At 59.7% G+C, this 21,477-nt stretch carries 21 protein-coding genes; 4 read left to right on the forward strand and 17 right to left on the reverse strand.

All coding sequences use genetic code 11. The annotated features are described in order from the left end of the window. Window positions 1–96: 96 nt before the first annotated feature. On the forward strand, window positions 97–384 hold the full coding sequence (locus tag HJB83_RS03355; protein ID WP_221159445.1) for a hypothetical protein: 288 nt from the start codon (window positions 97–99) through the stop codon (window positions 382–384). A 9-nt stretch (window positions 385–393) separates the two neighbouring features. After that, window positions 394–1,779: a hypothetical protein gene (locus HJB83_RS03360; RefSeq protein ID WP_221159446.1), complete on the forward strand. Its 1,386-nt coding sequence runs from the start codon at window positions 394–396 to the stop codon at window positions 1,777–1,779. On the opposite strand, the gene HJB83_RS03365 is transcribed toward HJB83_RS03360, so the two are convergent. The 16 genes from HJB83_RS03365 to HJB83_RS03440 all read right to left on the reverse strand — a co-directional run bounded on the left by HJB83_RS03365 (window position 1,780) and on the right by HJB83_RS03440 (window position 19,759). Next, entirely contained in the window at window positions 1,780–2,148 is a 369-nt protein-coding gene (locus HJB83_RS03365) for a hypothetical protein (RefSeq protein ID WP_221159447.1), read from the reverse strand. A 77-nt stretch (window positions 2,149–2,225) separates the two neighbouring features. Further along, window positions 2,226–4,931 (reverse strand): type IV secretory system conjugative DNA transfer family protein, encoded by a 2,706-nt coding sequence (locus HJB83_RS03370; protein ID WP_221159448.1) that lies wholly within the window; start codon window positions 4,929–4,931, stop codon window positions 2,226–2,228. After that, entirely contained in the window at window positions 4,900–5,949 is a 1,050-nt protein-coding gene (gene virB11, locus HJB83_RS03375; RefSeq protein ID WP_221159449.1) for a P-type DNA transfer ATPase VirB11, read from the reverse strand. Before virB11 ends, HJB83_RS03370 begins: the two co-directional genes overlap by 32 nt. Beyond that, window positions 5,946–7,280, reverse strand: coding sequence for a type IV secretion system protein VirB10 (gene virB10 / locus HJB83_RS03380; protein ID WP_221159450.1), 1,335 nt, complete (start codon window positions 7,278–7,280; stop codon window positions 5,946–5,948). Before virB10 ends, virB11 begins: the two co-directional genes overlap by 4 nt. Window positions 7,281–7,290: 10 nt before the next feature. After that, window positions 7,291–8,124, reverse strand: coding sequence for a TrbG/VirB9 family P-type conjugative transfer protein (locus tag HJB83_RS03385; protein WP_221159451.1), 834 nt, complete (start codon window positions 8,122–8,124; stop codon window positions 7,291–7,293). Further along, the gene (locus tag HJB83_RS03390) at window positions 8,121–8,855 is read right to left on the reverse strand and encodes a virB8 family protein (RefSeq protein ID WP_221159452.1); all 735 of its coding nucleotides are present in this window, start codon (window positions 8,853–8,855) and stop codon (window positions 8,121–8,123) included. The genes HJB83_RS03385 and HJB83_RS03390 overlap by 4 nt, the downstream gene beginning before the upstream one ends. A gap of 59 nt (window positions 8,856–8,914) precedes the next feature. Then, on the reverse strand, window positions 8,915–9,988 hold the full coding sequence (locus tag HJB83_RS03395; protein WP_207586047.1) for a type IV secretion system protein: 1,074 nt from the start codon (window positions 9,986–9,988) through the stop codon (window positions 8,915–8,917). A gap of 21 nt (window positions 9,989–10,009) precedes the next feature. Further along, a complete protein-coding gene (locus tag HJB83_RS03400; protein WP_207586048.1) occupies window positions 10,010–10,219 on the reverse strand; it encodes a hypothetical protein in 210 nt (69 codons plus the stop codon). Then, a complete protein-coding gene (locus HJB83_RS03405; RefSeq protein ID WP_221159453.1) occupies window positions 10,216–11,007 on the reverse strand; it encodes a conjugal transfer protein in 792 nt (263 codons plus the stop codon). The genes HJB83_RS03400 and HJB83_RS03405 overlap by 4 nt, the downstream gene beginning before the upstream one ends. Before the next feature lie 22 nt (window positions 11,008–11,029). Continuing rightward, window positions 11,030–12,202, reverse strand: coding sequence for a lytic transglycosylase domain-containing protein (locus tag HJB83_RS03410; protein ID WP_207586050.1), 1,173 nt, complete (start codon window positions 12,200–12,202; stop codon window positions 11,030–11,032). Continuing rightward, entirely contained in the window at window positions 12,180–14,699 is a 2,520-nt protein-coding gene (locus HJB83_RS03415; RefSeq protein ID WP_221159454.1) for a VirB4 family type IV secretion/conjugal transfer ATPase, read from the reverse strand. Before HJB83_RS03415 ends, HJB83_RS03410 begins: the two co-directional genes overlap by 23 nt. A gap of 3 nt (window positions 14,700–14,702) precedes the next feature. After that, window positions 14,703–15,029, reverse strand: a complete 327-nt coding sequence (locus tag HJB83_RS03420; RefSeq protein WP_221159455.1) for a VirB3 family type IV secretion system protein — start codon at window positions 15,027–15,029, stop codon at window positions 14,703–14,705. 2 nt (window positions 15,030–15,031) lie between these two features. Then, window positions 15,032–15,403 (reverse strand): TrbC/VirB2 family protein, encoded by a 372-nt coding sequence (locus HJB83_RS03425; protein WP_221159456.1) that lies wholly within the window; start codon window positions 15,401–15,403, stop codon window positions 15,032–15,034. Continuing rightward, window positions 15,400–16,320 (reverse strand): transglycosylase SLT domain-containing protein, encoded by a 921-nt coding sequence (locus HJB83_RS34550; protein WP_311044485.1) that lies wholly within the window; start codon window positions 16,318–16,320, stop codon window positions 15,400–15,402. The genes HJB83_RS03425 and HJB83_RS34550 overlap by 4 nt, the downstream gene beginning before the upstream one ends. Window positions 16,321–17,133: 813 nt before the next feature. Beyond that, window positions 17,134–17,817, reverse strand: a complete 684-nt coding sequence (locus HJB83_RS03435; RefSeq protein ID WP_259671259.1) for a hypothetical protein — start codon at window positions 17,815–17,817, stop codon at window positions 17,134–17,136. Between the two features lie 1,459 nt (window positions 17,818–19,276). Next, window positions 19,277–19,759, reverse strand: coding sequence for a hypothetical protein (locus HJB83_RS03440; protein WP_221159459.1), 483 nt, complete (start codon window positions 19,757–19,759; stop codon window positions 19,277–19,279). 501 nt (window positions 19,760–20,260) lie between these two features. On the opposite strand from HJB83_RS03440, the gene HJB83_RS03445 reads away from it, so the two are divergent. Next, on the forward strand, window positions 20,261–20,530 hold the full coding sequence (locus tag HJB83_RS03445; protein ID WP_221159460.1) for a WGR domain-containing protein: 270 nt from the start codon (window positions 20,261–20,263) through the stop codon (window positions 20,528–20,530). A gap of 95 nt (window positions 20,531–20,625) precedes the next feature. On the opposite strand, the gene HJB83_RS03450 is transcribed toward HJB83_RS03445, so the two are convergent. Continuing rightward, a complete protein-coding gene (locus HJB83_RS03450) occupies window positions 20,626–20,790 on the reverse strand; it encodes a hypothetical protein (RefSeq protein ID WP_207586058.1) in 165 nt (54 codons plus the stop codon). A gap of 381 nt (window positions 20,791–21,171) precedes the next feature. On the opposite strand from HJB83_RS03450, the gene HJB83_RS03455 reads away from it, so the two are divergent. After that, on the forward strand, window positions 21,172–21,465 hold the full coding sequence (locus HJB83_RS03455; RefSeq protein ID WP_259671260.1) for an HU family DNA-binding protein: 294 nt from the start codon (window positions 21,172–21,174) through the stop codon (window positions 21,463–21,465). Window positions 21,466–21,477: the final 12 nt, after the last annotated feature.

The following is a 21,477-nucleotide window of genomic DNA, read 5'->3' on the forward strand; positions in this document are numbered from 1 at the left end:
TCCGACGACATGGCTTGCACTTCTGACAACAATTGCATTGCCGATTAATTATACTGCAGTTAAAGTCTATTCGTTATGCTTGATCGGAGGATTTGGATGGCATCGTTCACGACGTCCAGCTATCGGTTTGACCTGACGCGGCTCTCCGTCGCGCTTCTGATCCTTGGACTGATTTTCACCGCGGCCTGCGTGTCGATCGGCGACAGCCTGACAGTTGGTTACGTTATGGTGATCCCGGCGTACGTTTTTCTGTCGGCCGTTCTCGAGGACGCGCGGCTCGTAAAACACAGCCGCGTCCATGCGTGGGCTGAGACACTGGCAGCTTTAAGCGCCGCAGCAGCTTGCGGATATACAGGCTACCAACTCTGGATATCAGGGTACTGAGACGTCGGCATGCGGATCGTTGTTCGCAATAGCCCTGCCCACGGTCTCGCCACACTCGAAGAACGCGAGGCAGTTGCGTTGCGAGCCTGGTATGGCAACGCTGCTTCCAGTGAAGACGAGGCCATCGCCCTATCCGTCATCAAGCGCTCTCGGTTGATGGACGGTTGGATCGAATGCGACTGCCTGCCCGGCCGATACCAGCCCCTTCTTGCCCCGATTCAGCAGGAACACACATACACCCTACGGCGCCTGCTGCCGAAAGACGAAGATCCCGGCCGGCATGAAGAGCGCCCAAACCATGCACATGCCTGCCCGTTTCATGTCGACAAGGATGCCGCGCCCTCTCGCTTCGATCGCGGCTATCATCTTCGACCGTTGCCCAAGTCGGAACGAAGCTACATCGATGCGCTCCCCGCCATTCCCGACCGACTTGCTGACGTCTCCGCCTCAGACCGGATCCGATCGGTCGAGCGGAACGATCGGCCCTCCCGGCTTGGATCAATCCTCTGGAGGGTGCTCGACAAAGCCGGCACCAATGTCATTCCGCCCTTGCAGGACGAGCGGGATTTCAGCCTCGGAGATCAGCTTGCAAGGCTACGCTCCGCAGCGAGTGAATTTCGGGTGCTGCGCACCTGGACGCTTAACGCGTTGATGTCGACATGGGCGGCCGACTACCGTGATCCAGACAGCCGTTGGCAGCGGTTGCTCGCAACCTCGCGCCCAGAATGGCCCGAGACTGTACGTCGAACCGGCTTCATGGCACTGTTTGCGACAAGCGTTTCGACACAGACAATCATGCCGGCATCCTCGGCGCGCAAGATCGATATCCTGGCGAAAGTCCGCCAGCCGCTTCGTGGCGATCCTACCAGCCGCGGACCATTCCTGACACTGTTGAATGTGGATTTTGGAGACGACGACGATGGGCCGGCCCGAGCGGTCCAAGCCTATGCACAACCCGTCTACAATGGCGACACGCTGTTTCCGGTGGAATCGGGATTCGAGCGGGATGTAACCCATCTGCTGTTCTGGCTGCAACAGTCACTATTTGAGGCCGCACCAGAACTTCGTATCGAGATCACCAAACCACTCTTCGCTTCTGACACACCCATTGGTCCATGCCGGCCAGACTTCATCTTGAACGTCAGCGATGGAGCAACCCATTCCGTAAACCTTATCGTCGAAGCCTTTGGAATGGAGAGTGACGAGTATCGTCAGGCGAAGGAGGTGATGTTGCCGCGAGTTAAGTATCTTGGACCGCTTTTTGGAATTTTTCCGAACGACCTAGCTGCGGCGCACGCGGCGGAGACTGCCCGGCGTCTGCAGTCGTGGGTCATCGATCAGTTGCAACACGGCGGAAATCTTTCCAGCCTATCTAGCGGTGGACATGCGTCGTAGCTATCGGTCATCGGCGTCGGAACTGGAGCTATCTCCAGCGTTTTGTAATTGAGCATCCCGCAGTTCGGCACCCACTGCTTCGAGCAAGGCCTCTTGAATGTTCGCTAGCGTCGCGGTTGAACAAGTTCCAAAAATGCGCGAGACCAGTTCCTCGGCGAGAACGGCGATCGACGGCGTCAGGCTTTCCGCAGCGGTGCTGCCCACCTCGCTTCTCACAGTGGTGAGCGCGTTAACGGCAAGCGTTCGCCTCTCCATCTCGCGCTCTTTCACCATCAACCAGAAACCTGGATCAGCCTTGCCGCGGAGACGATCTGCTGGATACCGAGGATCTGAAAAATCCACTTTCGAAAAGTGTTTGATCTCGCCCATGATATTGCTCTCCTCAAAAAAAGGCGCGGCGCTTCTTGCCTCGCCGGTTTGAATTGCTGGTGATGGAGACGCGCCTATCAGCCCGGCTCATCGAGTTGCTCGACGTCCTCGCCCAACGGATCGCGCGCCACCCTCGCGAACTGATGCAGGTAATCCAGTGAACTCGTCTCCGTCAGGCGGTTCGATAAGGTCCCGATCAGGAGGTCGACATCCGAATTGAGGTCGGTTGGTTGGAGTGCGAGCTCGTCGACTTGTTCGAAGATCGCGTCGTTCAAGGTCCGCAAGTCGCTTCCGAACGCCTCCCTGACCTCCTGCCGCTTGAGAACGCCTGGCTCCGCAGGGTGCGAGGCGGCATGATCCGTAAAATGGTCGGCAGCTTGGCGTCGACGGCCGTTGCGAGCCAGAGATCCCGAATAGACATTGTCCGCAAGTCTCCGCTCGTCGATTTTCAGACCAACGCCGGGGTCACGGTCGGGACCATGCCGGTTCGGCGCGCGGTGCTCCCGATTCCCTCCGACAGTTTCTGTGACCGCCTCCTTTCGTCGCTTCTGCTCCGCGGCGGTAAGATCATCGTCGCCGCCCCCAACCTCGCGCGTTTCGTCCAGGTCGAGCCGATCGCGAAGCTCATCGAGGGAGGAGATATAGACGTGGCGAACACCGTCTTCGACGATGAAGCGTTCGTCGTTGGCTTGCCACGACCGCGTGCCGGTTGCGCGGTCGCGATGGCCGATTGTCGATTCGATCGGTTCCATGCACGGCCGGGACACTGGCCCGAATTTGCGCACTTTAGCGAACATCCGCTCGCCGCCAGAATCGAGCTTCATGATCCGCATCAGCGGCATGCCGGTGACCTGCAGGATTGCCTCCTCGGGCTTCATCATCATCAGCGTGTTGACGGGAAGCAGGTCGACCGAGACCGGCACTTTCGAAATCGATCTTTGGCGGCGTCCATGGCGGTGGGAATAGGAAGATTGCTCGACCCATTCCGTCGTCTTGCCGGCAGCCATCGAGACCGCTGTCGCGTCCTCCTGGTTCTGGAAGTTCATAAACAGCTTGATCGTCGATGCCCCCATGAGGATCTTCTGGCCGGAACGCTGGTACAGGCGTTCGAGCTGGGCACCATCCTGGAGAATGAACACGAAACGCACGCCGTTCTTGCGGATCAGCGGCGCAAGCGTCAGCACCGTATCGATCCGGCCGCCATTGCCGAACTCGTCGAGCATCATCAGGACTTCGTGTTCGCCGTTGCGCAACGGACCCATCTGTACAAGCTTGTCGGCCATCTGCTGGATGAACATCGAGATCAGCCGCTCGTAGATCTGCATGGCGTTCCAGTCCGCCTGGATATACACCACCATCTTCCGCTTTCTGATTGTGTCGATTGGGATCGACGTGATCGAGGTAAGCGCTTCGACCAGCGGGTTCTGCAGGAAGTTGAGCTTGGCGACGATCTCGGCGGCAATCCCCTCCCCGAGCTTTTCGTGGCGGCCGGCGAATTTGGTCAGTTGCATACGGGTCTGGTCTGAAAGGACCGCCTCGTAGTTTTCCAGCAATTGCACGATCGCCTTGCGCTCGTCGGACATGGAATTGAGGATGCGGTAAAGTTCGCTAAGGGACTTGCGCGTGTCCGGGCACTCGAGCACAAACCCCAGCATCGCCGTCAGCAGGATCCGGGCGCTCTCCTCCCAGAAGTCGGAAGAGTCGGACCGCAGGCGTTCCGGCAGCAGCATCTGCGTCAGCTTCTGCAGGTCGGTGATCCGCTGGTTCGGCTCGGTGCTGATCAGATCGAGCGGGTTATAGCCGTCGGTGAATTTCGAGCCTGGCGCCAGAAGAAATACCTCGTAGCCTTTATCCTTCAGGTATCCCGACGTTTCCTCGAAGAGTTCTCCACTCATATCGAGGACCATCTGCGACCCTTCAAAACTCATCATCGTCGGGATGACGAAGCCTCGCGACTTGCCTTGCCCCGGCGAGCCGATGACCATGACGTGCTGGTCGCCGTCGTTGCGCAGCAAAAGCCCTTGCTTCAGACCGAGGACGATGCCGCGCTTGTCGCGCAGACGAAAATCGGCCGCATCCTTCAGGGTCGCCAGACGCGCCTTTCCCATGATCATCCGCTGGCGACGCTGGATAGCCGCACCGATCGGAAATCCTACCAGAGCGCCGGCGGCGGCAAGACCGCCAAGTGCGGCGAGCACCGTTTGCCGGGAAGGCTTCTGATAGGTCCCGGCCGTGTCGGACGCGCCGAAAGGTGCCTGATACATCGCGGCCAGATGATTGCCGTAGTAGCCGGCGATCTCGGCGTGTTCGCCGGCTTTGGTGGCCACGAGATAAAAGGCCACGCCATAGACGATCACGCCGGCATAGGCGGCCGCGAAGACCAGAGCCGTATTCGCGATCAGGCTAAACATCGAACGGACATGCAGCAGGTAGAGGATCTTGCGCGACAGCGCCCTGCCTCCCTTCAGCATCCAGAGGGACAGCAGGAGAAACAGGAATGGCGCCGCAAGCGCGAAAGCCAGCAGCGACAATCCGGCGGTGTTGCGAGTGTGAATGATCGACCAGGTATAGCGGAGAGCGTCGACGAAGCCCACCTGCCCGACATAGTCGAAGTAGGAGGTCGGTCCAAAGGAGGAGATATAGGCATCGTAGATCAGCGTAAAGAAAAGAAGCCAAAGCATAACGGCGCAAAACAGCGCGACCGGCAGGGTGAACAGCGAGGCACGTTGCAGAACGGTCCATTTTGGGCGGTCAGTCTCCGCTGACGTGAATACGCTTGCCATCCTGGTCCACCTCATCGGCAAAGTAGATCTCGCTGACGCCGCGGCCGCCGGCGGCATCGCTCTTCTTCAACTGCACCACGATCGGGATGATCGAACGGATATATCGAATGATATCGGGGCGCTCCATGCGGACATTGCTGTTGAGCACCAGCGTCGACAGACGGTTGAACGCATGGTGTGGCGAGTTCGCATGGATGGTCGACATCGATCCCGGATGGCCGGTGTTGATCGCGTTCAGGAAATCAAAAGCCTCGTCGCCGCGCAGCTCGCCCATGAAGATCCTGTCCGGCCTGAGCCGCAGCGCCGTGGCCAGCAGATCAGTCATGGTGACCCTGGCCTCCCCTTGGCCGCCCTTCGAGACCAGCAGCGACACGACATTTTCCTGTCGCGGCTCAAGTTCCTCCGTATCCTGCATCAGGATGAAGCGTTCCTGGTTTGGAATGGAAGTCAGCATGGTGTTGAGAAACGTCGTCTTGCCGGTAGATGTCCCACCGGAGATCAGCATACTGCGGTGATTGACGGCCGCGAGTTCCAGGAAAGCGCGAATCTTGGCGCCGCGGAGCAGCCTTGAAAGCTCGACATCCACGTCATCGATATAGTCGTCGCCAGTCACCTTAGTGAAGCGAAACGCACCGGCCTTCTCGTAGTCGTCGAGGTCGAAGCGACGAATGAATTGCTTGCGGATCGAGAAAGCATGCCCCGTCGCCGATGTCGGACTAAGGACGAACTGCACGCGCTCGCCGCCCGTCAGTGTCGCCGACAACAGCGGGTTCTCAGCGTTGACGGTCTGCTTGGTAAAAGACGCCGCGCGAGACGCCATGTGGCGGATTGCGTCCTGGTCCAGGCCGTCGACCTGTTGGCTGACCATGCTGAGCTGGCCGATCTTCTCTAGCCAGATCTCGTTGCTGCGCTGGCAGGAAATCTCGACGACGGCGGGATCGTCGAGAAAGGCCCGGATGGGTTCTAGCGCCTCGGCCAGGAAATGCCGTTCGGCGGAGATTGCAGGGCGTGCGTTCATTTGCCGTATCTCTGCTTGCGCAAGCTGTCGAACCGCTCGCGAACCGGATCAGGATAAACGTCTGCGAAGTCGAGGTCGCGTGTAACGAAGACGTTGATGTCGGAGCCCTGCGGGATGTGGATAGTCGGCCGGATGTTGCGGCTGTCCTGGAAGGCTTCCGTGCCAAGCTGTTGAATGCCGGAAGCGATGGTCTCGGCGGCGATTTGCCGGGCGCGATCCTGTGACGTGTCGCCATTGTCCTGCGGGATGCGGGTGACGCTGCCACTGTCGTTGATGATGGTGATATTCCGGTCAGGCTTCTGGCCAAGCTGGGCGATGTATTGCGTGGCTCCGCCGATCAGCGTCATCAGAGCCGGCGGTCCGAACCGTTCCCAATATTTCCGGTCGACGACACCCGTCATGCCCGAGCGGCCAAGCCGGTCGGTGCCGTAGGAGCCAAGCTGCACCGAGACACCGTCACCGCGGATCATGCGGGTCCAGACGATCAGGATACGCTCCTGTCCCCGTTCGACACCGGACTTGTAGTCGCCGATCAGCGAGGAACCGGCCGGGATAAGAATTCGACGGCCGTCAAAGGAATAGACGTCTTCGCGGACAATCCCTTTGACCATGCCGGCGAGGTCGGAATTGATCGCTGTCTCCAGCGTTCCCCGGATCATCGTACCCTGAGGGATCCAGGCGTCGGTGCGGCGGTTCTGGGCGGCGACAGAGACTTCGACGCCTTGCCCGCCCATCGCCTTCAAGAACGCGCGGTCACTATCGACAGCATTGCCATCAGTGGCCGCGCTCGGCTGCGCCCCCGATCCAACCCCTGACCCGAACGGTCCGGCACTCGCGCTATCGGCGGACGCTGGGGCCGCGCCGGTCGTCCTATTCGATTGGTCGAAGACCATGGCCGACGAACGTACGCGCTCCAGAAGCTTTGCCTCCCGCGCGAGTTCGATGCAGCGCGGGTTATCAGGGTTCTTGCCTCGCGTGCAATCGACTTCCGCCGGGGGTGCTACAGGAGCAGCGGCAGGAACGACCGGTGCGGGCGGTGGCGGAGGTGGTGGCGGCGGAGCCTCTGGGACTACGACCGTTGGCAACGGCGGAGGCGCTGGCGTCCTGAAGCCTTCATTGCGCTGCACCTGCGCCGGGCGAAACTCTTCGCGCGGCGACGTGTCGATCGCCGGCTCCCTCTCTCCGCCCGCGAGGAGGAAATACAAGACCGCGCCCACGCCCGCGATCGCCGCAACGACCGCGATCGGCCGCATCATGCCGATACCAGAACGTCTGACCGGTCCGCCGATGGCGGTATCGTTGTCGATCGAGTGGTAGCTGGGATCTGACATGGCGCACCTCCTATCGTGATTGGGGTTGCTGGTTGGCGGCTCCGGCTCCAATCCGCTTTGGAGCGACTGCGCCTTCGATGGGCGCCGGGGTGTCGGCGGCAGAAGTCCGGAGATTGAACAGGCATGTCTCCTCCTCGGTCCCATATCGCAGGGACCACTGCCGCGAGACCTTGTCGATGACGATGTAATCGGCCTCCCGACGATAGTTCACGAGGCTCTCGCGCCGCTTGGGGTCGACGATGAAGATTGCCGGGATGTCGCCGGTGAACTTCATGAAGGTCTTCACCCCATCGTCGAAGACCCACAGGGGCTTGGCGGCATCGTTGCCCTTGAAGCCATAGTCGTAATTGACCTTGTCGCGACGAATGTTCTTGATGTTCGGATTGCGCTCGGCATCCTGGGCCTGTTTCCAGAGCTCGGCAGTTCCTTTCAGGCCGGCATCTTCCGGATAGGTGAATGTCAGCTTGAAGGTCTGGTTCTGCATCGCCTTGCTGTCGTTGACGCGCAGATCGAAGGAATAGGTCCGCTTCGTGGTCACGACCGACAAATTGGTCGCCGCGTCCTTCTCCATCGGCTTCAATGTCAACAAACGCCTGTCTGCCGAGGTGAGGATCTGCCAAGAGACGGTGTCGCCCGCGACGACCTGTGTGATCTCCTCGTCAGTACCGAAGAGGATGGTCGTGACCAGCCCATAGGTGCCGGTGACGAGAAATACCTGCTCGGCAGAATACGGAAGTGACCGGACGCGCGGGTCAAGCCGGCCCGGCCGTGCCAGGAGCTCGCCATGAACGACTGTTGGGGTCATGAGCAGAACGAGGGAAAATGCGGCGGCGCATCTCTTCATGGAGCAAGCCCCGAAGGCATTGTCTCTGGGACCTTCACATATTCGGTAACGACAAAGCCGAGCGGATTGTAAAGCCGAACCCGGTTGCTGGCTGGAAGATTGATCTGGCGAAAGCGTACCGTTGCAGACCATCGATTGACGACGTCACCGCCACGTTGGCGTTCCCGTGTCTCGAACCGGACGGCCATGGTCGAGGCATTGAGCGGATTGACCGAGAGGATCTCCGGACGGATGTCACCGGTGGCGCCCATGGTTTTCACAGGCCCTCGTGGGTTGGACGGGTTCACCCATTCCTCGTAGTCCTTGAAAGCTTCCGAGTTCGGCTCCGACCAAAGCGCGATCATGTCGAAATTGTCCGACAGATAACGCGGATCGTAGGTCTCCCGCCGTATGACGTAATTGCCGACGAAGGAGGCCCGAACGGCCTGCATTTCCGAGACGTTAGACCGATCCTTGTCGAGCGACGTCACGGTTTCCATGTATCCCGTGTTCTTGTCGACGACGAGAGGAACGACTTCGGTGCGGACAAGGGGGAAAAGCTGGGCCACCGAAAAAGAAAGCACGCCGGCGACGACCCAGCCGGCAATGGCGAAGGCCAAGAGGATGAGACCAATCAGGGTCCTGAGCGAACGGTTCTTTTCTCCCCAAGACAAATGCTGATCGTAGATATCCTGCGGACCAGGGACATGATCGGCCGGGGCGGCCCTCAATTGCTTTTTGAACAATGCCAAGTTTCAAACCTCGAATTCGTGGGCGTCAAAATCGTGGAAACATCTCTGTCGCCTGATCGTCATTCGCCGTTGCGGCGCCGATTGGTCAGCATGCGGCCGAGTGCGCCGGCACCTGCCATGCCGCCGCGGCCGGCGAGCGCGGCCGCTGTCACCGCGCCTCTGGGGCCTGCCAACATGCCAAGAGCAACCGCTGCGGCTTGCCCGGCTCTCGAATTGCTGGTCGACAGTCCCCTTCGTGCCGATCCATATGCCGCGTCGACGCCACCCCCGCCCGGCACCCCGGATATGGCAGCGCCGTAAGCGAAGGTGCGGGCAAAATCAGGGACCTGAAAAATGAAGTAGGAGATCAGTGCCAGGTACAGAACCATGGCCAGCACGATCGCGAGAGCGTTCTCCTTGGTCGCCATATCCCCGTTGATGGTGTCCATCATGCCGATCAGAAACCCGAAAGACAGCCCGGCCATGATGTACGTGAAGAGAAGCATGAACATGCCGTAGGCGACGCCCCTTACCCAGGCGTCGAAGACGAACCGCGTGATACCGAAGAAATAGCAAAGGATGGCGATCGGCCCGATCGCCAGCATGACCGCGGTAATCATCTTGGCAAACAGCGTCACGCCGGTGAGGATCAAGAGCATCGGTAGCAGTCCGAAGACCAGCACGATGAAGACGACGACAGCGCCGGTGACATTCGGCAGCCAGCCGGACTCGTAGGAATTGAAGAGCTGCATGGCAAAGTCGTAGACTTTGCGCGCCATCGACGCGACCTGGCTGGCGAGATCCGATCCCGCCGATTGCCCACCCATTGCCGAGGAAATCGCCGAGCCGAGATCCTGTGGCGTCGACAGCACGAACTGGCCGACATTGTCGTAGAATGTGGCCCAGGACATGATCAGAGCGTATGCGAGCGCGAGCTTGAATGCCGTGACGGCCATATCCTGTAACGACACGCTGGAAAAACCGAGCGCGCCCCAGAGAAAATACAGGATTAGGAAGATCGCCAGGATCCCGGAGACGAGATTGCCGTTTTCGGCAAACAGACCCCAGGCTCGTTCCAGCGACGCTTCGTTGATCTTGTCGAAGTAACGCAAGGCATCGCCATAGAAATTGATCGCGTAGCTGACCGGATCCATGTCGCATCCTGTGAGTGGCTTCTAGAATTGATTGACGGGCCGCATCGGACCGCAATCGTTCACGACGGCTGCCGCCAGTGCCTGTTCAGCGGGTCCAGGCTTCTGCTCCTTATCAAAGCCAAGTGCCGGCACCGGGTTCTCGTCGACGGAGCACTTCGCCAGCTGTTCCTGTTTGCCGGCGCAGCCGGAAAGCGCCACGCAGCCGAGGACAATGACGAGGGTCAACCTCACTGTGACTGCTCCTCGAACGCCTTCAATTGATCCCGTACGGAGACACCTTGCTGACCGGCACCGTCATCACGCATGACGCTGTCGGGGAGCGTCGCGAAGGTCTTGAGGTTCTGAGACGACGTCGCGAGCGCGGCCTTGTATTGTTGGTTCAACAGCATGACCTGATTGTTGAGCGAGCCGACGGCCTCGTTGGCGGTCTGGTTGCCCTGCAGCACCATCTGGGTATTCTGCTCCAGCGCTCCCTTCAGATCCTGCGCGGTGCCGATCTGCTGTGTCGCCTGCATGAAGGAATTCTGTCTATCCTTGGTGGCGCTGTTCATCGCGTCGGTGAGCGCCGTCATGGTCGTCAGGGCGTTTATGCCTTGCGAGTAAGCCTGGTTGGCACCGGAGAGCTCGCCCCCCTTGACCGTGTCGGCGATCATCTTCACAAGATTCAAGCCGTTGATCAGCTTGGCGGCCGTATTCTGGAACTGGCCGCCGATACCGCCAAAAACAGCTTGGTTGCCGGACAAGATGCTGTTGAAATCCGGCGCCTGCCCCATGCTGAAACCGTTGCCAGTCGCAAGCTTGGCAAATTGGCTGGCATCCCGGGTGCGATCGCCGGTGATCGCCTGCAGCGTCTTCGTCGTATTGTCCTTGACGACTGACGTGTCCTGCTGGATCTGCGACGATAGCCGCTTGATCTCCTCGCTCAGAGATATGTTCTCCGAGTCCTTGACCGGCACCTGCGCGTAAGCGGGCGAGGCGGCGATGATACCAAGAGCCGCCGCGATAATGAATGTCTTCATGTGCCTAACCTCTCTTGCTCGTTCAGTTTGCTGTCGGCCTGGCGTCGACAACCGTCACCAGACCCAGTGCCGGATCCTGCATCACCGAGAAGGTGGCGACATCGCCGTTGGCGCGTGCCTGTTCCTGCAGGTCCTCAAGCCAGCGCTGGATCTGCTCGGTCGTAGCCGTCGGCGGCACGGCAAAGCAGCGGGTGCTGCCGGTATCGGCGATCGTCGTCGGGCACTGGATCTGCGCCATGACAAGCGAACCGTCGTGATCCCTCGCATTGCCGCCGCCAGCGCCCCGCAGGTTCGCCGACGACGATTGCAGGCCGGCCTGAAGACGCTGCAGATATTGCTGGTTCGCTTCCGTCGACTTCTCGACAAACGCGTTCCACACGTTTCCGCGCTCGATCCGTGCCGCTGTGTTGCGATCGACGGCCTTCTTCAACTGCTCGCCGCAACCCCCGCTATCGCTGACGGTTTCCGGCTCGGCTTCGGTGCCAGATGGAGGAGTGTGGTCGCCATTCTGCGCCGTGTTGCGGCTGTAATGGGCCGAAACCTTTTTGACGTAATCCTGCGTCTCGGGGATGTTGGGGATCTGTCCATTCTGCAGGGACTGGCGATACGGCCCCGCATTATAGCCGGCGGCAATCAGGTCGTAGCGGTTGCCGAACATCCCTTGGAGTTGCTTGATATATTTGACGCCGCCGCGAATGTTGTCGCGCGTGTCATAGGGATTGACGCCGAGACCTGCCGCGGTTCCCGGCATCAGCTGCATGACGCCGGTCGCGCCAACGGCGGAACGCGCGGATTGCCGGAAGCGCGATTCCTGTTCGGCAATAGCCATGGCAAAGTTTGGATCGACGCCCTGGCGCAGCGCCTCGTCTTCGACCATGCGAGCGACCTCCTCTTGGCTCGGGGTCCGCTTCGATGGTGCGGCGGACGCTGTGTTTCCTGCCATGCCTTCCGCCGAACAATCGGCCGGTGCGCCGGAGCCTTGGCCGGGTGCTACGCTGTCGGTCGTTCCGCCCGTGGCGCCCTTTACCCCTTGAGTGTCCGCCTCATAGCTCTTGTACCAGTTCAACGTCTCCTGCTGGATCTTCAGACGAGCGTTGTCTATAACGGGCACCTGTGCGTAGGCGGTCGGGGTTGTCACAGCGGCGAGCACCAGGAGGCTGACGGTCGCCAGCTCAGAAAGCCTTGCGGTCTTCATCGGACGCGCCTCCCTCCCAGTTGCAGAACTTCGAAAGCCAGCCTTTTGGATCGTCGCCGTATTCGTCGAGCAGCAGCCCGACTTCGCGCACGGTCTCTTCCCTCCCCGAAAGCACCTTGATGAATTCCGGCATGTGGGACATGTCGACGCGCGCGATGACGCTGCTCTTGGCTTGCTTGATCAGCATGAAGCGCGAACTTGGGTCGCCATTCTTGACCCAGTCAAATTCGGCCCTGGAGAGCCGGAAATGATCCATATAGGAGTTCTCGTCGGCCTTCGGATTGGCGAAAAAAATGTTGGTCGACGTCTGCTCAATGATCGTCCGGCTGACGCTCGATTGAACCACATCGTCGGCGGACTGCGTGCCAAAGATCACAAGACCGTTCCGTTTGCGGATCGTCTTGAAATAGTCTTTCATCGTGCGCTTGAATTCGTCGTCATCGAGCAGCTTCCAGGCTTCGTCCATCAGGTTGATGATCGGCGCCTTGCCGTCATAGATCGCGTCGAGCCGATGAAACATGTACAGAAGCGCTGCGGTGCGCACCGTCGGATCGTCAAGGATCGACGTCATGTCGAAGCCGATCATCGGCCTGGAAATGTCGAGATTGTCGTCGGCATTGTCGAACAGCCACGCATATGGGCCATGACCGACCCACCTATCGAGCCTCGCGATCAGGCTCCCCTCGGTTCTCTCGCTGCCGGCGAGAAGAGCGCGTAGCGACGACAGACGGCGATAGGACCTGTCCTTCGTTTTCAGGACCGACTTGATGGCGTTGCGAATAATCGCCTCTTCCTTTGGCGTCAGGTTCTCGCCTTCCTTCGACGGCTTCAACATGAAGCTCAGAAGGCCGTAGAGAAAAACCCGGTTCTCTTCGGTGTCATCGAGAAGGAGCGGATTCCAGCCGGACGGTTCACCGGGCTCCAGCGCCATGTAGGTGCCGCCTGCCGCGCGTACCATGATGTCGAGGCCGCGGTCCTTGTCGAAGACGATCGTCTTCAGGCGCGGGCTGACCCTGTAGGCTTGGAGGATCAGAAAAGCCATGATCACGGTCTTGCCCGATCCGGTCGGGCCGAAGACTGTGGTGTGCCCGACATCGCCCTGATGGAAATTGAAGAAGAAGGGTGTGCCAGATGTGGTCTCGAAAATGGTGATCGCCGGCCCCCAATGGTTGCCGTCCGGCTTGCCATAGGGATAGGCGTGGAAGCTGCTTAAACCTGCGCAATTTAGGGTCGAGATCAAAGCTCGGCGGGCAATGTAGGCTTGGTTGCCGGGAAGCTGTGCCCAATAGGCCGGCTCGGCATTCAGGTCTTCGCGAACGTAAGAGGCGCCGAGCGCTCCCAATTCATTGCCGATGAGGGCCACCGCGTCGTCCAGCTGGGCCGTCGACTTGGCGACGGGCATGACGGTGAGATGGTGCTCCGTGAAGGCGACGCGCTTGCGAGCCAGTTCGTCACGGGCAATGTCGAGATTGGCCTGGACGCTAGAACCACCCTCGTCGGCTTTCGACATCTGCCGGTCGAGCCTCTCGATCCGGCTGCGCGCCGCCATGTCGTCGATGAATGACATCGACTGGGTCAGCACGATCTCGAATGGCAGCTTGAGAACATAGTCGAGCATGCCGGCCCCGGTTTCGGGCGGGTACTCCTTCAGCGATACCATCGCGGCATATCGATCATCGTCCTGCGTATCGCCCTGCAAATAGATGACCCGGTTGCCGATCGACGTTCGACGTGCGGGAAGCATTTGGTCGATCGGGATATTGCCAAGCCGGATTGGCCGGACGCGCCCACCGTTCAGGAGCGTGTAGAAGAATTCACACTGTTCCGAGAACCAGATCTTCCGCATGCCCTCCTCGACCAGCATGTCTTCGGAGATGTCGCGATAGATCTTCCTTCCGTTCCCAAGATCGGCTTCGACGCGTTGCATATCGCGCAGAACCTTGGGGCCATAGACAGCAAGGGACTTCTCAAGCGCGCGTGTCGCCTCGATCAATTTATCGCGCATAGCCCGAAACTGCTCCCTGCGTACGACATTGCCGCCGACGCCCATGATCCGGGACAGCGCCGATCCCTTCCTGAACAAGGGCCGGACGACCAGCGACACGTAGGTGTCGTTGACGAACATTTCGTTCTTGGAAATGCTCGATTGATAGACGTCGTCGAGGCGCCGCATGAAGGGGTCGGAAAAGCCGGACGGCAGCGACGGCGCCACCTTGCGCCTGATGACATGGGTGTAGAGCGCGAAATTACCGATAGACGAAATCGCTCGAAACGCCGAGTTGCGTTGGCGCTGCAGCATGTTGATCGTCTCGATATCAGCTGTCTCAAACGAGAAGCCGGTCAACTTAATGGTCGAGACCAGGCAATCATTCTTAAGCCGGATAATGCCGTTTTCGATCGGCGCGTGGAACGGGACATGGGTCGAAATACTGCGGTCGGCAAATATCTCCCACCCCTTCGACAAGGTTCCTTTCAGCGATCTCGCCATCGTGCTCATCGGTCAAGCTCCGTAGGTTCGGATGCCGCCGCCGAGCCGACGGCCGAGCGGGTTGATGCCGCACAGGCTGAGCCTCCCGACGATATCGAAGAACCACAGGTCAAGCTTGACTGTGAGCACGTAGAGGATGGTGTGCAGGATGACGAAGGAGACCGGAAACCAGAGGATCGAGCCCAAGATCATGAACACCATCAGCGAGACAAAGCATTCCGCTAGAAAATAGGTGTAGGGTATGCCCATCACGGTCGGCGGCCGGGTGAGCGCGAGAATGACGGGATGGCACTCGATATAGTCGTCGCCACCGTCAGCAGTGCTTTGAGACCCTGCCATGATCAGGATCCGCCGCCAGCCAGGAAGTCAACGAGTTCGGCGGCGGCAAACATGCCGGCAAGGCTTCCTCCGACACGAAGCAGCGCTCCCCAGGACCAGTACCCGAAGGCCGCCGCCAGAAACATCCCGATAAAGGCGATCGCCCCGACCGAGCGGCCGAAGGGTCCGGTAAAGAATTGTACCAGCCGGTCGGCGGCGTTCTGCAACGCATCGAGATTTTGCGCAGCGGCTGGCTCAAATTGACTGATGAGGAGGATTAGGCTGGCGGTGAGGATGATGGCGGCATTGCCGATCCACTTCTGTCTCATCAGCGAGTACCAGACCGCGCGCCCGTAGACGACGAGGACGTAGATTGCAAATTCGGAACGATTCATGGGTGCACCTCTTCCTTGACGATTTTTACTGGACCGCCGAATGGGATTTCAGCGGCCTCCTCTTGGCTGCGGCGTGCCGCCACGGGCGTGCCTGAAATGGAAAAGACAAGCATTGGGGATCTAGCCCGATCAGCGCGACCTGTAGGACGACCAGGGGCCGGGACGGACGGAGTTGCGTTGGTAGTGCTCGAAGCTGATGAAGGTGACGATGCACCCGTGTAGTAGCCAACGACCCGCGTCACATAGTCGGCAGTCTCCTGAATCAGCGGCAAGGAATGACGCGCGTCGACGCGGGGTTCCCCGGCATTGTAGGCGGAGGCGACGAGAACCGGATTGCGATACTTATCGATGAGGAGGCGCAGGAAGCGGGTACCGGCACGGATATTCTGCCCGGGATCCGTAAGGTCGGCAGCGCCGAAAGCCTTCCCAATCTTTGGCATAACCTGCATCAGGCCGATGGCGCCAGCGGCACTGACCAGTTCGGGATCGAAATCGCCATTCTCGGCTCGCATGATCGACAGCACCCAGTTCGGATCGACGCCCTCTTCGACGGCGATCTTTATGGCGAGCGCGGTATACTCCTGGGGCATTTGGGCGATGAGGTCAGGTCGCGCTCCGGCCGTCGCGCTGCTCCTGCGAGGCTCGCCTGCCTGGTTGACGGCCGCGGTCACCGGCTGATCATCAGCAGAAAAAACGCCGATCGACGAATACACGCCTAGTTTGGCTCCGGCACCTCCGCTCGACGCCGTGCCTCGCGGGTCAAGGCTGCTTTCCATCGTGTCGACCACATCTGTTCCAAGTGGAGACAGGGTGGCCGTCATCTTATCGGCAGTGTCGGGTTCACCGATCCGCTGTGAGAAATTGCTCCAATTGATTGCCGGCGACGAGGCTGCGCTCTCCGTGGTCGTCGCGGCCACGACGGCCAAACTCGGCTGCGTTGCCGCGAAGCCTGATCTGAAATTGTCAACAGAGCGCAGCCGATCGCCCCGCTGAGGCGGTGGCGCGGCTACGATAAACTGACCGCCCTTCCCGGTACTGGCGGTGAAAGAGGTCAGGAGAAGAACGGATGTCAGTGCAGGCCAAAAAACGTGTCGCGACCATTCGATTTGCGGTCTCTGGAGGGGAGAAAGCGGGCTGCGATCCATGGCCAAACCAGTCCATAACTTATACTTCGGTATAATAGTTTGAACTGTATCCCGGCCTGAAAATCAACCGAAAAATTGCACTTGAGTATAATTCGCCGAGAGATTCGCCCTCTTCGCCACCAAATTCATAAGCGACTTCAATATTTTAGCCGCGACCACGGATCGGGGGTCCACCGGTATTCAAATTGTTCCCGATCGCCAAGAATTCGCGCGAGGCGAACCGCGGTGCCGCCCTTGATCAACACAGAGCCGGCGTCAGCTCCTGATTGAGCCCCATAGATTCGGCACACGAAATTTGGCAGCTCCCGCTGGACTCTCGGAGCGGGAAAGCACGACGATACCTGATACCGAACATCGTCGCGATCGCTGGCCAGGGCTAGCGCAACCTCTTGCACCGGGCCAAGGCGATGCCGCCCAAACTTCGTGCCATATTCCAGCTGGCACTCGACAATATTGCTTCGATAGTCTCGGCAGGCGTTGAGGCTCAGATATGCAAATGGTGGTGCTGGCGACGGCCGGGCTGGTGGCGGTAATTGCGCGCATCCCGAAAGAACGAGCGGAATGGCTAGAAGTTGCGATAGTGATCTAGAGACCTGCATGATCCGCCTCCTGATGTTCCTGCTGATACCCGGCATCGCCGAGCGCTTTGAGAAAGAGATCGCGGGCAAGCGCGCAGTATGGTGACGACACCTGCGCGAGATGAAGCTGTGTCAGCACCAATCCAAGATCGGAGACGGTTGCCACCGCACTGGCCAAATCGTCGTTAATGGCGTCGCGAAGCACCTCGCGACCGTCATGTCCCCTGACAAGAACGACGTAGTCGTTGCGCGCGATGCTATGCCACAATTCGAGTGTACCGGTATCGCCACCTGGGCTCTCCGTGTCGCAGACGAGCACAACCGCGTAGTCGGGATAAGGGAAGTCGGTTTCCTCGATCGATGTGCCGCCGTGAAACTCTGTCAGGACCGCGTTCGACGCGACAATCAGCAGCCGTTCGTTCACGAGCAGCCGCCTCTGCCCCAAACGGACGAAACCATTCATCACTGAAGACCGGATTGTGGACGGCGGGAGACCCTCGGTGCAATGCTCACAAATCGGCATCAGGCAATCGTTCCTGAAAGCGAACATGCTATGGAAGCGGTTGACGACGAACCGCTCGATATTTTGAGTTCGACCGCTCAGCGTTTCGACAAATGCAAACCCGTCCAGCGAAGCCGGGGGCCTCGTCAGGATATCGTGTTTGGCGGAGTCGGCGGGATCTCCGATCAAGCTCGACGGACCCACAACGATGCCGGCAGATCTCGTTTGCGCGCCGCAGCTCGGGCAGTCGACGCAAAGCGGGACCTTGTACCATTCCTTGGTCAGAAGAGATCGGCTGTGTGTCATCGAAACCGTGCGTTCATCAAACGGGGTATGGCAGCCGGAACGGCCGGATAAAGGGCATAAGCTAACGTCGCCTGAACTTATACTTCAGTGTAATTATTTGCAACCGGCCGAGCCTGAACCCTGACGCTTTGCTCGAATCCGTCGTGCAGTAGAGTCGCTCTCATGACTCGTGAAAGGTGCGTTTGTTGGCGGGACGTGGGTAGATTTCATCCCCGATGCCAATTGCCTAAAAACCCATCCGGCAGATCGGCAATTCCCCTATTCGTTCATTCGCACAATCACCTATTCGCCGAGTCACGCATGCACTCAGTCGCCGAACCGCCCATTCACTCATCCGCCGACACGCTCATACGCTTGTTCGCTCATAGGCCGATTTACCCAGTTATCTAATTCGTCATTCGGTGGATCGGCGCGGCACCTATTCGCCAGCTTGCGCAAACACCTATTCGCCGATTCACACATGCGCTGATTCGCCGAGCGGCTTATTCGCTCAAAGACCGATGCGCTCAGACCCCTGTTCGCTGAATCGGCAATCCGCCCATCCACCTAATTGCTCAATCGGCGGATCGGCATTTCGGTTATTCGCTCATTCGCGCATTCACCAATTCGCTGAAAATCTGTTGTTCCCGATCGCGTCCGGCGGTCGATAACCCAAGGGGTCGCCTGCTCCCACCTTCCCGTGGCCGGCGCCTCTTCGCTGTGCTGTCTTGTCTCTGGATCGACGGGGAATTGGACGATGCCACCGTCGCCCGCTCGCGCTAGCGACAATCGCCCCTCGGGCGAAATAGGCTATTGGTATACCAATAGCCTATCCTGCCATCTCTAACCAATCGGCTTGGCCACCGTGCCCGAGGCGCCGATGCTGTTGCGAGTCGTTTGACAAAGCAACAGCGATCACTGGCTCGAGCCTGTGATCCGCGCCGGAGGAACAGCACGGTGGCCAAGCCGATTGGTTAGAGATGCTGAAGCGAGCCGTCGTCGTGAGCAGTCGAGAGAACCGGCACCGGAGGTGACGGGTATCGACGACATCCGAACGATGAGACGGCGAGCGCCCCGCAGGAGAGGACAAGCACCTGGAGCGGATGCCCGAAACATGAGGGCGTAGCGCAAGGTACTCGTCCTCTCCGTCTTGTTTGGGGAAGTCGCGGCAGCGTCCGCCCACCGGCCCGAAAGGCCGGGCGGGTCTCGACCCGCACCACAGGGAGAGGGGAGTTTGAGGGGAGAGGCGGCAAGTCTTTCTCCTCAAGACCGTGCGCAGGCTCGATGCCTGCAAGCGGTCAAGCCAAGGCAAAAGACGAAAGACGAGAGGCGGCAAACGCCGCCTCTCGTCCTGCCCCACACCTCAATCGTAGACGACGCGCGCGACGATGATGGCGATGCCTGTTTCCCGCGTAATATCGCGGATGATCGCAGCGAGGGGACCGAGTTCGGCGTCGCTGAGAGGGACCGTTGTCGGATAGTTGATCTCGATGCCGTCGCAGTCTGCCGACAGTGCGTTGTGCCACTCGCCGCCGTCGACCCGATATTCGTGGGTGTCGAAATCGATCTCCAGCTCATCCAGCAGAACAAACGTGCGGCTAGTAAGGTTTTCCGCCTCACCCTGAAGCTGGCACGACAGCGTGCCCTCTGGATCGTCCGCAGTAAGCAGTTCACGCTGCAGATCCATAATGTGGCGTGTCGCGTGGATCGCTCCATCGAGGCCGGTGAGCAGCCGGTCGTGGACCGTCTTTGAGAATTCATCCTCGCAACCGATACGGTTTGCGCTCACGAGAAGCTTGAAGCCAGCGAGCTTGGCATAGAACATGTGAAAGTTGAAATCAGACATAAGAAGCCTCCTTTTCGTTCTGACGAGAAGGAGCCCGCATTGGCGACCCAAGGGGTCAGGGATCGCGAAAGCGACCGCCAGCGGCGGCGAGCGGAGGAACCGACTTTTTTCGTTGTGTCGCGTCAGCGGCGCGGCGGAAAAATTGGAGGGGCCGCGATGTCCTTGAGGCCGCCGGGGCGAATGCGACAATAGGAAGTCAGAGAGAGATAGACCACGGCGCCGGCAGGCGCCGTGACCGTTTGCCGAGCGCAGCCGGCCCTGCAGCCTTTCCGCTTCCCCTGACGCCCGACAATCACGCTACGGCGCGGAAACCGCGAGAGGGGCGTGACCTGAATGGGCGGAGACCGCCTGCGGGCTCCGTGAGCGAAAGTGAATAGCACCGTCCGCCGCAAGCGGCTCGCCCCGGTCATGCACCAATCATCATCGCCGTGAATCAATCAACACCGGCCGATTCAAATATGTCGTTGGACGCAAAGACTTCCGTGTCCGATTCTGTGTTCCATGATCGCGCAGCCCTACCAGCTTTATGTCGAACGCACGGACGCAAGGAAGAACATGGCGCGCTACTATGCGATGTCGATCGAGCCCAACCTGTTCGGCGAAGCCTGTCTGATCCGCCGATGGGGCCGCATCGGTGCCAAAGGCCAAAGACTGATCCATCATTTCGAGACGGAAGAGGAAGCGGTTGGACTCTTCCTCCGACTCCTGCGGCAGAAGCGGAGGCGCGGCTACGGTCCGAGATCACGTTTGCCGCGAGAGGTGATTGCTTGATCGATGGCGGATGAAAGGACGGCCAAGCGATGCTTCGGGCGTGACGCGCCGGTCGACCCGGCGCGTCAGGCCAGGCGACATGGCAAAAGCCACCCTCAGAAGGGTGGCTCGGCGTCGATTGCGCCTTCCTGCTCTGCGGTGATCACGGCCAGTTCGGCGCGTGCTAGCTCCAGCTCGGATTCGATCTCGCGGCGCTCCACTAGGTCGATTGCTTCGCGCAGTTCCAGCCGAAGCTCTTCAATGTGTTGTTCCAGAAGCATCGTCGTCTCCTTGACGTTTGTGAAAGACGACCGTCGCGGTCATGGGGGCGTGGCGGGGTCAAGGATCGCGCCAGCGACCGGCGGAGCCGGCGCGTGGGGGAGCCGATTTTGTTGGAGCGCAGGGAACCGGAGCGGAGGCAAAATTGGGGGCACCGCTCGTCCTTGAGGCCGTCATGCACCCATGACACCCTCAGACGGACTGAGCAGACATTTCCTCTCCGTATCGCACCCGAAACCGAAGGCGGGCTCGATGCCTGTCTTCGGGTTATCTGACATGTCGCAGGTGAATAACTGTGGAGATCCCGGAGTTTCCGGGCCATTTGGAGCAGCGTGTCGATGACAGTTCCGGTCGGCAATGGCAGGGATTCCGGGTCAAACACAATGCGGAGACGTAAAATGACCACCACCAATGAAATCGCCGACAAGATTGCAGGCGAGCACGGCCTTACAAAGGTTCAGGGAAAAGCCATCGTCGAGGCGGTCATCGCCTCGATCACCGCGGCGGCGGTGGCCGGCAACGAGACCTCCCTCCCCGGCTTCGGCAAGTTCAAAGTCAAAGAAACGCCGGAGCGCGAGGCGCGTAACCCGTCGACCGGCGCGGCCATCAAGGTTGCGGCGGCGAAGAAGCTCAGCTTCCAGCCGGCCAAGGCACTGAAGGATGCGCTTAACAAGTAACAGGACGAAAGC

The sequence above is a fragment of the Rhizobium sp. NZLR11 genome (assembly GCF_019685115.1).
Taxonomy (GTDB): Bacteria; Pseudomonadota; Alphaproteobacteria; order Rhizobiales; family Rhizobiaceae; genus Rhizobium.

What these genes read in the sequence shown, in the direction of transcription:
- HJB83_RS03355 (WP_221159445.1), top strand. Translation starts at nt 97, where the DNA reads ATGGCATCGTTCACGACGTCCAGCTATCGGTTTGACCTGACGCGGCTC.
- HJB83_RS03360 (WP_221159446.1), top strand. Translation starts at nt 394, where the DNA reads ATGCGGATCGTTGTTCGCAATAGCCCTGCCCACGGTCTCGCCACACTC.
- HJB83_RS03365 (WP_221159447.1), bottom strand. Translation starts at nt 2,148, where the DNA reads ATGGGCGAGATCAAACACTTTTCGAAAGTGGATTTTTCAGATCCTCGG.
- HJB83_RS03370 (WP_221159448.1), bottom strand. Translation starts at nt 4,931, where the DNA reads ATGGCAAGCGTATTCACGTCAGCGGAGACTGACCGCCCAAAATGGACC.
- virB11 (WP_221159449.1), bottom strand. Translation starts at nt 5,949, where the DNA reads ATGAACGCACGCCCTGCAATCTCCGCCGAACGGCATTTCCTGGCCGAG.
- virB10 (WP_221159450.1), bottom strand. Translation starts at nt 7,280, where the DNA reads ATGTCAGATCCCAGCTACCACTCGATCGACAACGATACCGCCATCGGC.
- HJB83_RS03385 (WP_221159451.1), bottom strand. Translation starts at nt 8,124, where the DNA reads ATGAAGAGATGCGCCGCCGCATTTTCCCTCGTTCTGCTCATGACCCCA.
- HJB83_RS03395 (WP_207586047.1), bottom strand. Translation starts at nt 9,988, where the DNA reads ATGGATCCGGTCAGCTACGCGATCAATTTCTATGGCGATGCCTTGCGT.
- HJB83_RS03405 (WP_221159453.1), bottom strand. Translation starts at nt 11,007, where the DNA reads ATGAAGACATTCATTATCGCGGCGGCTCTTGGTATCATCGCCGCCTCG.
- HJB83_RS03410 (WP_207586050.1), bottom strand. Translation starts at nt 12,202, where the DNA reads ATGAAGACCGCAAGGCTTTCTGAGCTGGCGACCGTCAGCCTCCTGGTG.
- HJB83_RS03415 (WP_221159454.1), bottom strand. Translation starts at nt 14,699, where the DNA reads ATGAGCACGATGGCGAGATCGCTGAAAGGAACCTTGTCGAAGGGGTGG.
- HJB83_RS03420 (WP_221159455.1), bottom strand. Translation starts at nt 15,029, where the DNA reads ATGGCAGGGTCTCAAAGCACTGCTGACGGTGGCGACGACTATATCGAG.
- HJB83_RS03425 (WP_221159456.1), bottom strand. Translation starts at nt 15,403, where the DNA reads ATGAATCGTTCCGAATTTGCAATCTACGTCCTCGTCGTCTACGGGCGC.
- HJB83_RS03440 (WP_221159459.1), bottom strand. Translation starts at nt 19,759, where the DNA reads ATGTCTGATTTCAACTTTCACATGTTCTATGCCAAGCTCGCTGGCTTC.
- HJB83_RS03445 (WP_221159460.1), top strand. Translation starts at nt 20,261, where the DNA reads ATGATCGCGCAGCCCTACCAGCTTTATGTCGAACGCACGGACGCAAGG.
- HJB83_RS03450 (WP_207586058.1), bottom strand. Translation starts at nt 20,790, where the DNA reads ATGCTTCTGGAACAACACATTGAAGAGCTTCGGCTGGAACTGCGCGAA.
- HJB83_RS03455 (WP_259671260.1), top strand. Translation starts at nt 21,172, where the DNA reads ATGCGGAGACGTAAAATGACCACCACCAATGAAATCGCCGACAAGATT.